Annotated in this window: 12 protein-coding genes; 3 read left to right on the top strand and 9 right to left on the bottom strand. The window is 59.7% G+C overall.

Annotated elements, in window-relative coordinates; all coding sequences use genetic code 11:
* Positions 1-90 precede the first annotated feature (90 nt).
* From FBZ99_RS23465 to FBZ99_RS23445, 5 genes are all read right to left on the bottom strand, one after another.
* A complete protein-coding gene (locus FBZ99_RS23465; RefSeq protein ID WP_145635133.1) occupies positions 91-1,764 on the bottom strand; it encodes a dipeptide ABC transporter ATP-binding protein in 1,674 nt (557 codons plus the stop codon).
* The gene (locus FBZ99_RS23460) at positions 1,761-2,636 is read right to left on the bottom strand and encodes an ABC transporter permease (protein WP_145635131.1); all 876 of its coding nucleotides are present in this window, start codon (positions 2,634-2,636) and stop codon (positions 1,761-1,763) included. The genes FBZ99_RS23465 and FBZ99_RS23460 overlap by 4 nt, the downstream gene beginning before the upstream one ends.
* Before the next feature lie 11 nt (positions 2,637-2,647).
* The gene (locus FBZ99_RS23455; protein ID WP_145635128.1) at positions 2,648-3,625 is read right to left on the bottom strand and encodes an ABC transporter permease; all 978 of its coding nucleotides are present in this window, start codon (positions 3,623-3,625) and stop codon (positions 2,648-2,650) included.
* 5 nt (positions 3,626-3,630) lie between these two features.
* Positions 3,631-5,220: an ABC transporter substrate-binding protein gene (locus tag FBZ99_RS23450; RefSeq protein ID WP_145635270.1), complete on the bottom strand. Its 1,590-nt coding sequence runs from the start codon at positions 5,218-5,220 to the stop codon at positions 3,631-3,633.
* Positions 5,221-5,486: 266 nt separating this feature from the next.
* A complete protein-coding gene (locus FBZ99_RS23445; RefSeq protein WP_233788754.1) occupies positions 5,487-5,954 on the bottom strand; it encodes a hypothetical protein in 468 nt (155 codons plus the stop codon).
* 273 nt (positions 5,955-6,227) lie between these two features.
* On the opposite strand from FBZ99_RS23445, the gene FBZ99_RS23440 reads away from it, so the two are divergent.
* The 3 genes from FBZ99_RS23440 to FBZ99_RS23430 all read left to right on the top strand — a co-directional run bounded on the left by FBZ99_RS23440 (position 6,228) and on the right by FBZ99_RS23430 (position 9,209).
* The gene (locus tag FBZ99_RS23440) at positions 6,228-6,428 is read left to right on the top strand and encodes a helix-turn-helix transcriptional regulator (RefSeq protein ID WP_145635268.1); all 201 of its coding nucleotides are present in this window, start codon (positions 6,228-6,230) and stop codon (positions 6,426-6,428) included.
* 449 nt (positions 6,429-6,877) lie between these two features.
* On the top strand, positions 6,878-8,272 hold the full coding sequence (locus tag FBZ99_RS23435; protein ID WP_233788743.1) for an Eco57I restriction-modification methylase domain-containing protein: 1,395 nt from the start codon (positions 6,878-6,880) through the stop codon (positions 8,270-8,272).
* The gene (locus tag FBZ99_RS23430) at positions 8,262-9,209 is read left to right on the top strand and encodes a hypothetical protein (protein ID WP_145635122.1); all 948 of its coding nucleotides are present in this window, start codon (positions 8,262-8,264) and stop codon (positions 9,207-9,209) included. Before FBZ99_RS23435 ends, FBZ99_RS23430 begins: the two co-directional genes overlap by 11 nt.
* Positions 9,210-9,550: 341 nt before the next feature.
* On the opposite strand, the gene FBZ99_RS23425 is transcribed toward FBZ99_RS23430, so the two are convergent.
* From FBZ99_RS23425 to FBZ99_RS23410, 4 genes are all read right to left on the bottom strand, one after another.
* The gene (locus FBZ99_RS23425) at positions 9,551-10,039 is read right to left on the bottom strand and encodes a GNAT family N-acetyltransferase (RefSeq protein WP_145635120.1); all 489 of its coding nucleotides are present in this window, start codon (positions 10,037-10,039) and stop codon (positions 9,551-9,553) included.
* A gap of 99 nt (positions 10,040-10,138) precedes the next feature.
* Positions 10,139-11,542, bottom strand: coding sequence for a hypothetical protein (locus tag FBZ99_RS23420; RefSeq protein WP_145635118.1), 1,404 nt, complete (start codon positions 11,540-11,542; stop codon positions 10,139-10,141).
* A gap of 27 nt (positions 11,543-11,569) precedes the next feature.
* Positions 11,570-12,628, bottom strand: a complete 1,059-nt coding sequence (locus tag FBZ99_RS23415) for a class I SAM-dependent methyltransferase (RefSeq protein ID WP_246661181.1) — start codon at positions 12,626-12,628, stop codon at positions 11,570-11,572.
* Positions 12,629-12,832: 204 nt separating this feature from the next.
* Positions 12,833-13,492 carry a helix-turn-helix transcriptional regulator gene (locus tag FBZ99_RS23410; RefSeq protein WP_233790120.1) on the bottom strand — a complete coding sequence of 220 codons (660 nt, stop codon included), beginning with the start codon at positions 13,490-13,492 and terminating at the stop codon, positions 12,833-12,835.
* Positions 13,493-13,610 lie beyond the last annotated feature (118 nt).

Below are 13,610 nucleotides of genomic sequence, written 5' to 3'. Positions count from 1 at the left end.
GTGTCACCTTTTATCGCGGCGAATGCCGCCAATTTCCAAAAACCAATATTGAAGCGCGCACCGGCGCTCAGCCGTTGCAACAATCGAGGCTCAGGCCATGAAGCGGTGAGGCCGCGCGCTGATGAGCGTTTGCGTGTAGGGATTGCGGGAACGCGAGAAGACGGCATCGCAAGGGCCGGCATCCTCCACTTGGCCATTCCTGAAGATGTAAAGGGAATCGCAGAGCTGCTGCACGACGGCCAGATCATGGGAGATAAAGATCATGGTGATGTCCCGCTCGGTGATGGTGTCCTTCAGCAGCGTCACGATCTCCGCCTGCACGGAGACGTCGAGAGCCGATGTCGGTTCGTCCGCCACGATGATTTGCGGCTTAGCCAGCAGGGCTCGCGCTATGCAGGCGCGTTGCTTCTGGCCGCCCGAAAGCTGGTGCGGATATCGGCCGAGCAGGCTTCGGGCGAGGCCGAGGCGATCCATCATCCTCACGAGATCGTCGGGCTCGCCATCGTGACGCGAAACTCCGCCAAATCGGATGCTTTCGCGCAGCGTCTCCTCGATCGTCATCCTGGGATTGAGCGACATGGCCGGGTCCTGAAAGATCATCTGCACGCGGCCGAGAAGACCGCCGTGCCGGCCATTCCTCGAAGGGTCATAATCCCTTCCGTCGATGATGATCCTGTCTGTTTGTGCCGTGTCGAGGCCAGCGACGATACGGCCAAGAGTCGTCTTGCCGCTCCCGCTCTCGCCGACGATGCCGGTGATCGTGCCGCGCCGCAGTTGGACATTGACGTCACGCAGCGCGAACTTCGGGCCGTTCCCGCCAAGGCGCCACGCCAGCCCCGGCGGCGGAAAGGTTTTGGAAAGACCTTCAACCACGAGAAACATGTCTCGCTCGTTATCGTTCTTGACGGAAACAATCCCACCCGTGTCATTATCAGTCTTCACAGCCGTCACGGCGATCCGCAGCCGCGGGACGGCCGCGAGCAGGTTCCGCGTATAGTCATTTCGCGGCACGTCCAGGATAGCCGTGGTACGATCCTGCTCGACCACTTGGCCCTTTCTCATGACAAGGACTCGGTCGGTGATCTCGGAAACCACGCCCATGTCATGCGTGACGAGGACGACCGAGACGCCGGTTTCATCGACGAGGGTTCGAAGCAATCCGAGAATCTGCTTCTGGACGGTGGCATCCAGCGCCGATGTCGGCTCGTCGGCGATGATGATGTCCGGAGAGCCGGCAATCGCGATGGCGATGACAATCCGCTGTCTTTGGCCACCCGAAAACTGATGCGGGTAATCGCCATATCGCCGCTCCGGGTCGGGAATTCCAACTCGGCCCAGCAGATCGATCGCACGCGCGCGGGCCTGGCGCCGAAAAAGGGAGGGGTCGATCGCCAGGATCGTCTCCTGGATCTGCGTCCCGACGCTCATTAGCGGATCGAGCGAGGATGTATGATCCTGAAAAATAGCCGATATCCGCCGCCCGCGAATGGCATCTCGCTCACTCATTGTCATGGCGTCGATGGACTTGCCATCGAATTCGATCGTTCCGGTCGATTGCTGGAATTCCGGTGCGAGCAGGCCGAGCACGGCATTACCCAGCGTGGATTTTCCCGCTCCCGACTCGCCGATAATGCCGAGGATCTCGCCACGATCGAGTTCGAAGCTCACATCGGTCAGGATTGTGACCGGCCCGGACGCCGAGCGGTAACGAAGGCCAAAATTGCGCACCCGAAGCAGGGGAGTCTTCATGTTTTCTTCGCTCATGCCGCGCGGCTCCTCGGGTCAAGACGGCGGCGAATATCCTCGCCGACCAGATTAATGCTGGCGATCAGCCCGAATAGGGCGAGGCCGGGGAAAAGGCTGATCCAGTACTGGCCGGTCAGGAGATACTGAAAGCCGTTCGCGACGGTGGAACCCAGGGATGGCTTGTCGAGCGGAACTCCAAGGCCCAGAAAGGACAAGGTCGCCTCGAGCGCCACGGCGTGACCGATCTCGATCGGTATCAGGGTCACGGCAGGCGCGATGCTGTTCGGTAGCAGGTGGCGAAAGATGATCCGCGAGGTCGGCATCCGCAGCAAGCGCGCGGCATCCATGTAAGGCTTGCCCGCCTCGCTCAAGGCGATGCCGCGCGCCAGCCGCGCATAGGTCGCCCACTGGGCGATGATTAGGGCCAGGATGATCCGGTCCATTCCAGGCCCAAGTGTGACGATGGCGATCAGGGCGATGAGGATCGTCGGAAGGCTGAGTTGCAGGTCGACCAGCCGCATGATCGCGATATCCACCCACTTGCCGAAAAAGGCAGCACAGACGCCAGCGGTAAGCCCGATCAATGCGGCGATGGCGGCGCTGGTGACCGATACGACGAGGCTGATGCGCAACCCGTAGAGGATGCAGCTGACGATATCCCTGCCGAGCCCATCAGTCCCGAGCAGGTAAAGATAGCCGCCACTGCCGCCTGTGCCCGGGGGAGAGGACGCCTCCCAGCCGTAGATCTGCAGCGGATCATAAGGGTTTTGTGGTGCGATCGCCGGTGCGGCGACCGCGACGAGGATATAGACAGCGAGCACGATGTTGGCGGCGGTCAGGACTTGAAGACGCGGACGCCTCTTCAGCGTGTTTAGGATTTCAGTTCTCACGATGGATCACCTTATGAAGACAAGCGCACGCGCGGGTCGAGCACGGCCTGGAACAGGTCGACAAGGGCGTTCAGAACGACGAAGGCGACGGCGATGAAGGTCAGGGTGGCCATCACGACCGGCCGGTCGAGGAGCTGGATGGAATCAATCAGCAGCTTGCCGACGCCCGGCCACGCGAAGATGGATTCCACCACCACCGCGAAGGCGAGCATGCCGCCGAACTGCAGGCCGATGATGGTCACGATCGGCACGCTGATGTTGGGAAGCGTGTGGCGAAACAGTATCCGTCGCGGGGAAAGGCCCTTGGCGCGACAGAACCGGGTGAAGTCCAGGTTTTCGACTTCGATCGTGCCTGCTCGCGACAGCCTGGCGATCAGCGCGATATTCGGGATGGCGAGCGCCAGGGCGGGGAGGGCGAGATGCCACAGGCCGTTCGCGGTGAACACGCTCCAGTCCTCGCCGAGGACGACCACGGTCGAACCCCGGCCGCCGGAGGGGAACCAGCCCGTCAGGATGGCGCCGACTAGGATCAGCATCATGCTCAGCCAGAATGATGGAACGCTGAGCGCGAACACGCTTGATCTCAAGATGGCCTTATCGAGTGACGTACCCTTCCTCCGGCCGGCGAGGAGCCCCACTCCTACGCCGACCGGAGCCGCGATGAGCATCGCCACGCCGGCGAGTTCGAGCGTCGCGGGAAGCTTGGCTATGACCAGCGCGAACGCCGGCAGGTGATAGATGTAGGACGTGCCGAAGTTTCCATGCACGACATTGTCCAGGAACAGGAGATACTGACGCCAGATCGGTTGATCCAGCCCGAGCGCGATGGTCGCGCGCCGGATATCCTCGGGCGTGGCGGTTTCCATATTGACGATGCTGAACACCGGGTTGCCGACGCTGTGAAGCCCGATGAATCCGATCAGCGACATGGCGAGGAGGAGAAGGAGGGCTTGAGAAAGCCTGCCGAATGCGACTGAAACCAAGGCCATGATGCTTACTCCGTCGCCGCGAGCGCCTGCATCGCGGTCGTCCAGCCACGGGGATGCATCACATAGGAGGCGATACGCGGCCCGTAACCGACGATGTGATGGAAGTGGTAGAGCGGAATGATCGGCTGGTCGGCCATGACGAACTCCGTCGCGGCGGCAAGTGCCTTGTTCCGCTCCGGCCCATCCTGCATGCTTTCCGCCTTGGCGAGCATCGCGTCGAAGGTCTCGTTACGATAATGTCCAAAGTTCAGGGCTCCGGTTCCACGGCCGGGATTTGGGGAGGCAAGCAGCGCATCGAGGATGACATTCACGGTCTCGCCCGAGCTGCCGCCATACCACAGGGCATAATCGCCCGCCGCCCTCTGGGTATTGAACACCGAGAACGGCGAGGCGACCGGCCGGACGCTGACGCCGATGCGAGCCCAGCTCTGGGCGATGGCCTGAAGGCTCTCGGCGTCGCCGGGATAGCGGCCGGCGGGTCCGGCCAGAACGACGTTGAAGCCGTTCGGAAAGCCTGCCTTCGCTAGAAGCGCTTTCGCGTCGTCATAATTCGGCGCCTCGGGCTTCAGGGTCGCGGATGTGCCCGGCAGGCCCGCCGGAAAGACTTGCGCGGCGGCCGTGCCGTAGCCCGAGAGGATCTTCTCGACCAGGATACCGCGATCGATCGCCATGGCGAGCGCCCGGCGGACGGATGGGTCCTTAAAGGGGTTGGGAATGGGTTCGCCGGACTTTCCGGTGACGCCTGGGAGCGTATCTCTGCCAACGTCGAACTGCAGGAAATTAACGCGCGCGGCGCCAATGCTGGCGATCCGGACGCCGCGATTTTTTAGGGAGGCGACATCGCGCGCGGGAATGGCGTCCGCCACGTCGACATCGCCGGTGGCCAGCGCCGCCACGCGTGCGGCGGGGCTTTCAATGACCCGAAACGTCACCGCGGACCAGGCGGGCCTTCCACCCCAGTAGCCATCATTCCTGGAAAGCCTCAGCGTCTCGCCGGAACTCCAACTCTCGAACATGTAGGGTCCCGTGCCGACCGGACGGCCGGTATTGAGCTCCTCGGTGGTCTGGAACCCCTGCGCCGGCCTGTGCATCACGAAGATTGAGGAGAGGGACAAAGGCAGGTTCGGGAGATTGCCGTCCGTGTCGATGACAACGGTAAGGGGATCTCTTGCCGAAACTGACTTGATTCCGGTCAGATAGGACCGAAAGCCGCCGCTCGGTGGCTTCAGGACATCGCGGATTCGCTCGATCGTATAGACGACATCGTCCGCCGTGAAGGGCGAGCCATCATGAAAGCGGACATTGTCGCGAAGCTTGAATTCCCACTGCGTGTCGGAAACGGCGCGCCAGGAAACCGCGAGCTCAGGCCTGAGGTCAAGATGCTCATCCTGATAGACCAGCCGCTCATAGATATGGGACAGCAGTGATGTGTTCTCGTTGAGGTTCGCGTAATGCGGATCGAGCGTCATCAGCTTGTACGAGGTGGCGATCCGCAGCTCCTGCGCCTGTGCCGGGCCAGCCAGCACGCTCCAGACCGTAAACAGGATCAGCGGCGCGGACAGGATGAGCCGACGCAATGGATTTCCGAGTTTCATCATGAAGTTCCCTTTTCTTAATTTTGGCGCGGCCGAGGCCGTCGCGGTGGAAGCGATCCCACCACGCATGTCTATTGAGATGATTTCCTCAGGGATCCGGCTCGCACCGTCTGGCCCGGCCGGCCGTCCCGATGAGCAACCCCGAAGCGGCATCCTCCGATTACACGAGGCAGAGGCGTCTCCGCGTCAGCGGAGGGGAACGAAAACCGATAAATTCCTAGAGAGGAACCGAAGCGGCGAACCCGACCTGCGGCAGACGCGCGGTGCTAGACACCGAGCGTCGCTCCCTGCATCGCGGCCGTGACCTGACGACGAACGCTACCGCGGGACGACATTTCGGCGTCAATCTTCAGCAAGTCGGCGATGACAGAACGGAGCTGTGGCCAGGGATCCTCATCGCTTGAAGCGGATGGTTCCCATCTGGCGAGCATGGCATCGAGCTTGAGGCTCGCGCCGACGATTGATTCCGCGGGCGTATCCCACAGCCTTTCTGCCAGCTCGTCTTCAATGGCAGCCGCGCGTTCCTCTTCCCGAACCGCCGCGCTATATCCGAACTCTCGGTCGGCCGCCTTCCACGCCTCAGGCGCGTCGGACGGCGTGCCAACCATCTCGAACAGCCTCTTTTCGAGACCCTGCTGCCGCACGCATGATTCGATCAACCGGTGCCGTGCCGCGCACCATTGCTCCCAAATGGCAAAGGCGAGATCGTCATTTTGGATATCCAATGGCCCCATAAGTCGGGCTGCAAGCCCAGGATGTGTGGGAAAAGACGCCGACACGAAGGAATGGAGGTCTCCTTGCGTGACCATAGACAAAGTTCTGCTATTGTCGGAATCAGCCATGATCCGAGCTCCTGACAGCTTAGGTTGTGGTCAGATCGAACAGGTGTTGCCGCACTTGTTCGATCGCTGACCGTAGCCTCTCCTACAAAATGATAGAAGTCAATCAGAAAGTGTGCCTTGAATAATTTTCTTCTTACAACTGAGCAATGCCGCGGGGCACGAGCTATGTTGGGCTGGAGCCAAGCGGAGCTTGCAAAAGCAGCAAACGTGTCTCGGCAAACGATCGCTGATTTTGAACGCGGCGCTCATATGCCTATCAACAATAATATCGGCAGCATCATCGCCGCATTTCAGGCGGCCGGAATAGAATTTATCCCAGAGAACGGTGGTGGAGTTGGTGTTCGCTTCAGGAAGCCGGGGGCGTAGACCGTTAAAACACAATCGGCCGAACACATCGCTGCAGCCCGTCGCCCTTACGATTGTCGCGGCTCACTTTTTGCGCTCGGCACACGAGCAAGCGGCGCGGCTGCCTCCGAGCCATACAACACCGGGTACCACACACCGGCAGATGTGTTTGCCGACCTGCAGAAGGATTACACCGGTTTCCCCAACCCTGGACCTTCCTCTCAACATATCTCTGCCTGAAGCAATGATCTGTCTGGAAGAAAGATCGGGTGAGCTTGCGGACTCGCCATCAGCAGCCTTTGCATCTCTTCGATGTTCTTTGTACGTTCTGCCCATCGCGGGCGACATGCTCAGTTGAAACAGCGGATGGGGTGGGACAAGGTAGGGCGATGATAAAGGGTGAGTCGACTATTTTTAGCCAGAAACAATCTGGCGCGTATTTCACGCCAAGCGATGTCGCGCAGGCTCTCGTGAGTTGGGTGCTTCGTCGGCCGTCCGACCGGCTGATAGATCCGTCATGCGGCGACGGCCAATTCATTTCCGTCCACCATAAATCCGTCGGCATCGAGCAAAACCCGCTTTCCGCTCAAGCTGCCATTGCGGCCGCACCCTGGGCGCTGGTTCATAAAGGCGATTTCTTCGCTTGGGCTGCCGAAACGCGCGAGCGCTTCGAATGCGCAGCGGGCAATCCTCCATTTATTCGCTATCAAAGTTTCAAGGGCGACGTCCGACGCCGCGCGTTGGATCTGTGTTCGCAATATGGCGCGCACTTCTCCGGCCTGACATCGTCCTGGGCGCCGTTCCTGGTGGCAAGCGCCTCGCTGCTGAAGCCGGACGGACGGATGGCTTTCGTCGTGCCGGCAGAAATCGGGCATGCGCCATATGCCGCCCCTCTCCTGGAATACCTTGTCGGCTCCTTTGCTGAGGTTCACATCATCGCTATCCGGCGAAAGCTATTTCCATCGCTTTCGGAAGATTGCTGGCTGCTTTATGCCGAAGGCCACGGCGGTTCAACGTCCCGCATTGGCCTGACAGTGTGCGAGACATTCAAGCCCGACAAACACAGGCCGAAGCCTGATATCTTCGTCGACGTCGATGAATGGCGCACGACCTGGTCGCGTCGCCTGAGACCGTACCTCTTGTCGAAGAATGTTCGCGACATCTATGCGACGGCCATCCAGGATCCGACAAGCAAACGGTTCGGCGATATAGCCTCCATTGGTATCGGGTATGTGAGCGGAGACAATGACTTTTTCCATCTGCGGCCATCGGAGGCCAAGCGGCTGGGAATTCCGGCTGCATTTCTTCATCCCAGCCTGCGCAACGGCCGGGCGATGCCGAGCAGCCAGATTACCGAGGCAACTGTCGAAGCTTGGACCAAAAGTGATGATAAGGTTCTTCTCCTTCGACTGACGCGCGGACAGGAACTGCCGTCGAGCGTGCAGCGCTATCTGAACAGCAGTGCCGGCCGTGAAGCCCGCCTCGGCTACAAGTGCCGCAATCGCACGCCGTGGTATGCCGTGCCGGATGTGCAGATACCGGACTTCGTCCTGAGCTACATGTCGGGTCGATCCGCGAACCTCGTGCAAAACCTCGCCGGTGTGACCTGCACCAACAGCGTTCACTCGGTGCGTGTCCGTGATCGTGCGCTTGCAGCCAAGTTGCTGCCGCAATGGACAACCCCATTCGTGCGGCTGAGTTGCGAGCTTGAAGGGCACGCGCTCGGCGGCGGAATGTTGAAGCTGGAGCCCCGGGAAGCTTCGCGCATTCTCTTTCCAGTGGAGGCCAGAGCCGCTGAAGCCCACAACGACGCATTGGAAGATGCGATCAACACGCTTCATCGTTGGAGGCATTATGCCGAGTAATCTGGAGGCGAAGACCTGCCAATGGACCAATCAGTCTGATGCCTTGGCGGCTTTTGCGGAATTCACTGGCAAGACCCAGAGCGCCAGCCACATCAAGCCGCTGCATTGGTATGTAGCCTGTCGATTGGTCATCGAAGGCGGCTTTGATCCAGACGATATCGTACCCCGCCCACCATTTCGTATAAAGCGCCGTTCCGGAAAGCCCCCTCTTCTCGAATACGAACCGGCTTCGGCAGGAGGTGGCGAGCGGACCGTCCTTGGCGCCTTGAAGACCAAGAACGTCGACGTCGTGGTGACGCGCGAGGGTATTGGCCCGGTTCTGGCCGTTTCATGCAAGGGAGTGACCGGTGCATTCCGAAACCTGACGAACCGCATGGAAGAGACGATCGGTGAGTGTACCAATCTGCACATCACGTATCCGGCACTGGTTCTAGGCTACCTCGTCCTGCTACGTGCAAACCGAATGATTGAAACTGCACTTGACGATGCCGCCGAAGTCGCCGCAGATGCGGAGCAGGCAAGCGAAGGTGCCAAGACGCTTGCCGCCAACGACGTCGCTATGACGGAAGGTGGCGAACCGGTTGCCGGTATCGTCCGCTTTCATAATGCGCTGCGCGAACTCGTCGGCCGGCGCGGCATTCGCGACGATGTAAGCCGTTACGAGGCGATAGGCTTCGGTCTGGTCGAAATGCACGGGACTAGACGAAACAGCCTGCTCGATAGTTTTCCTGGTCCCGATAGCCCGCTTCGATTGAGCGGCTTCTTCGACACTCTGTATGCTCGCTATGATGAGCGCTTTGTGGTCAGCGCTCCCGATCTCTCGCGCACTACGAGACGACTGGAATGGGATCCTGCATCACCGGCCTTTAAGGTGCCGGATCGGGACTATATGCCGCGAGTGGGTGGAGAGATCGCGCCAGTCGAAAGTTTTGATTAAAATTCGCACTACTGGCAAGTATATAAAAGGCTGCTTCTCTCAACGGCGAAGCTCGACGCGCGTAATTGCCGCGATGAGACCTGATGGTGGCAGGAGATCTCTGATCTTCAATAGCGGCATTCAACTGGTTGGTTGCCTAGCATCCCACGACGTTCCGATTTCGCGCGAGGTATTTGATGAAAAATGGCTCGGCGCGAAAAATATTGGCCCCTGACCTTTGCCCCGTTTCTTTAAGGCTGGACCAGCATTTGCTCCATCACGTGAGCTTCGAAGTCCATCTTACGTGAGAAGATTTGCCGCGGGTCTGCCAGCCAGCTGGTCGAGGGTGGCCTGAGGGGTGCTCATCCGCCCAGTCGCCACACCATGATGATGTCGTCGATTGCCCTGCCGTCGTCGAGCACTCCGCCGGGAATTCGACCAACCTCGACAAAGCCATGGCGCCGATAGAATCGCGCCGCGACCGTATTCTCGGCGTTGACCGCGAGTTCCAACTGCAGAATTCCAAGACTTCTTGCATAATCTGAAACCGTGGTCAGAAGATCGGCCGCGGCGCCGGATCCGCGCGCACTCTCTCGCACATAAACACTCACGAGGGTTGCGCGATGCGCCAATTTCCTCGGGCGATGACGTGAGAGGCCCATCATCCCAACCGGCTCCTCATTGATGAAAGCGACGAAAGCCGGCTCGTTCAACCGGTTGCGCCACTCCTCGTCCGAAAGATCTACCCAATCTTCGTGGACGCTCGCAAATGCGGACGGTTCGCAGGAAAGTGCCTCCAGGCGAATGCGGCGGAAGACTTCGACGTCGTCGATTGTTAGGCGCCTGATCATTAGCCTCCGTGCGTTCGACGACATATCCATCTCCAGTAGAGTAGGGCCAGTTATAACGGGTGAGGGGGCCGTATGTTTCAGTTTCTCCGAGGCGGTTTGTTACGACCACCGTGCCCACTGCCACTCCGGCGGCGGAGCATGAAGCCCCCTGTTTCTCGCGCGCTCTGTCAGTTCCGCCCAAATCGGATCGCCGGTAAAACTCGCGAGATCACCGCATGCGTCCGTAAGCGACTGTTTACCATAGATCTCCAGCAGACCCATCACGGTCTCGTTCTCCAAGGCCGCAAAGGGAGAACCGTTATGTGGTTTCAGCACGCGATGTCCCCATACTCCTGGACAGGCGTCGGCGCGGAGGGAGTTCAACAGATCAGTTTCACCTGTCTTCCCGAGCGCTGTCGCAAGAACATGGCGCATGAGGGGATAGTAGACGACCTGACGACATCCACCGAGAACGCGTGTTCCTGGCAGGATTGAGATCACCAGAAACGCGACAAACAGGCTGGGCACGATTCTGCGTTCCCGAAGCGCTTCCGCGATACAGCTGGGCTGAAATGGCACGTCGGAGCGGGATCCCTTAATGTCCGACAGATCGCCATTTTTCAACTGCAAGGGATAGATCTTGCCGTCTGCCAATCCCCAGAACAGGTCTGTCGTTCTGCGAATCCATCCTGTCCATGGCCCGGTGTCAAGTTCATCGATCGCCTCCAGGATGGCGGAAGCCCATCCGCCATCTCCACCGATGCACTTCGAAAGCCATGAGCCCGTATCTTCAAGGTGATCTGCCACGAGATCCGCGACATCGATGTCGTCAATCTGAAGCAACTGAACCGGCTCCGGAAAAAACCGCGTCCATAGTGCCTGATTCCCGGCTTTGATCGCCTCGGCGGCCGATGCGAAGCCTTCGCTCGGCAGGATCGCTTTCAACCTCGCCGCAGACGGATTGGCCGCTTCGCTCCTTTCGATTCCCGACAACAGGAAATTGTAGGCGCCATTCGATCCACATAGGCTGTAGGCGTCCATTCGGCTTCGCGGCAGGCCGAACACATTGATCGCTTCGTTCTCAAGATTGAGCCACCCGGGCCCCTTCTTCGCCTTCTCGATGAATTTGACGGTGGAGGCGCCATACCAGATATGCCATCGAAGCCGATAGGCGCTAAGACCAAGCAGGCTGAACAGATGTGTGTAAAAGCTATCGGGCTCTATCAGCAGATGGCAATGTGGTCCGGTTTGCATGACAGGAGCCGCGGCCAATTGATCCGCAGCCTCTCGCGCCCGCGCGCGATCGGCACCTGACCTCAGTGCCGCCCGTTCGACACACGCTTTCAGCCGGATCATGGCATCGTCGCGAATAGCGCAACCGGCGCGGTGGCGCTCGACCTCGTAAACAGCTCTTGCGTAATCGTTAAGCTCGCGGCTCCAGAACTGGTCAAGGCCTGGCATCACATGTGACAAGGTCCTCTTCAGGTCCGCCGGGGTCAAATGGCCGTCGCCGCTCGCATCCATGCGTATCCGTTTCCTTGTCTTGACCCCTCATATGGCACTGTCAGAATCCACCGCAGGGCGAGCAGTCCGCCACGCCCACCGCTCATCGAGCGGCGGCGCTGTCTCGTGCGCAAAAATAAGAGGCAGTTGCTCGTAGCAAAATTCCTCTGGAATCGCCGGCTTCACCATCGAGGTGACGAACTCTCGCAGTGACGCGGCCGAATTGGACGAAACGATCGTGTAGAAATTGCCGCTATTCCAAGTGACGACGGAATAGCTGAAATAGGATCCCAGCGCGGTGATCGACGTCTCCAGGTCCACCTGGAACTTCGTCATGGTGTCGAGAACCTCGTGCTTCTTGGCCACGATCTCGGTTTTCGAGAAATAGCGCGACTTGAATTGTTCGTCCTTCTGGCGCTCGCGTTCCAGATAGGCATCGACGTCCGGATGCGCGATCTTTTGCACCTGTATAAGCAGGCCGCCGGGTCTGATCCGAGGCGCGATGACGGCGAGTTGCTCCTTCCGGTCACGACCGTACATTTGAAAGGTCGTATCTTCGAAAAGTAGATCATAGCCGTCCCGGAATGGCTGGAGATTTTCATCGGTCGCATATCGTTCGTCGTCGAGCTCGAAGAACGGACCGTGATGGAAATGGGCATGCTCGCTTCCGCGCCGCGCGAAGAAACTGATGCGATTTCCGTCCGTGGGACTGCAGCAGAGCGTTTTCAGCCTCCCGTCGCCGAGCCTTGCCAGCGATCTCGAAAGCGTGCCGGCTCCGGCCCCGAGCGTATAAACGGCAGCGGCTTGCCGCCTGCGTCCCCATGCGTGCAGGGCAAGGACGAGCATCGCGGCGCCCAATCGGCACTCCTCTTCCAGGCGATAGGGAATGCTCGCGAAATAATGGTGGTCGAAATTCCCCCAAAGGCGGCGGTGCGTGTCCCAGAACGCCATGCAGTCAAGATCGAATTCCAGGAGCGATAAGTCGGGTTCGGGAGTGGCGAGGTCAGGCATTCCGCCAAGACCTCGAGCGGTTCGCTCAAAAAACGGCGCGAACGCGTTCAGGCGGGGCGCCTTTCGCCAAGCCTCGATCGTTTGCCTATTAACCATGTTTCAAATCCTTCCCGTCGGGTCGAAAGGAGCAGCCGCGTCACGATGCGATCACGGCTTTGGACTGGGTCGTCGTCAGCAGGCTGAAACGGCGGCTCCGTGATGCACAGATGTCATCGAGGTGGGATGGCGGAGCAATCGGCCGATTTTGTTAGATTGACGAGCAAGCGAAGGCTGTCGGATTGGCGCCGAGTGGCATTTGGCTCATACATCGATCATCTCCAGGAAACTGGCCCTGGCGACCGCCTGATGGAGCGTCCTGGCGCCGAGCTTGCGCCTGGCCAGGCGCAGATAAAGTCGTACCGTGCCTTCGGAAATCCCCAGCGTGGCGGCAATGCGCTTGGGAAGCTCACCGAGCGCGACAAGCCGCAGGCACTCGCGCTCGCGGCGGGATAGTACGGCGTGCTCGCGAAAGGCGCGAAGGCCGGAGACAGGTAAAGCCTTGTCATGCAGATAATGGGACAGGATTTGCAATTCGTGGATGCTCGAATCGCGAAGTCTCCGCCAGTCCGACCGGCTCGCATTTGACGTTACCGAAAAGAGGGAACGCTCTCCGCGTGACCCTCTCACGGGCACGGAGAGGCCATGTCTGCCGACGCCAAACGCTCTCGCGTCCCTCAAGAACGCCTTACTTTTTTCTGACGGCACGCGCAGGGCATGCCAGTCGACCGGAAGAAGGCCGGTACGGCTGATCGCGATGACAGGATCGATCTCGAAATGGTTTTCTCGCAAATAGGTGTCCGTCCATTCGGGCGGATAGGTCGTGCGAAAGTACGGATAGCAAAGGGGAGAAATTCCGGCACGGACGACAAGGAATGTCGCATGCGCGAAGCCATAGGCCTGGCGAATTTCCGCGAGGACCAAGTCCAACTCGTCACCGTGCCGCACACGCTTCAGTGTTTTCAGTGTCGACGACAACCGGCCTCGACCGAAAGATGTTTCCTCCGCGCCCGACCCCGTCATCGGTCCATGGCTCGGGCGG

The organism is Rhizobium sp. ERR 1071 (assembly GCF_007828675.1).
GTDB classification, from domain to species: Bacteria; Pseudomonadota; Alphaproteobacteria; order Rhizobiales; family Rhizobiaceae; genus Rhizobium; species Rhizobium dioscoreae.
Note: the sequence above shows the minus strand (reverse complement) of the source record. Positions and strands in the feature narration are given on the sequence as shown.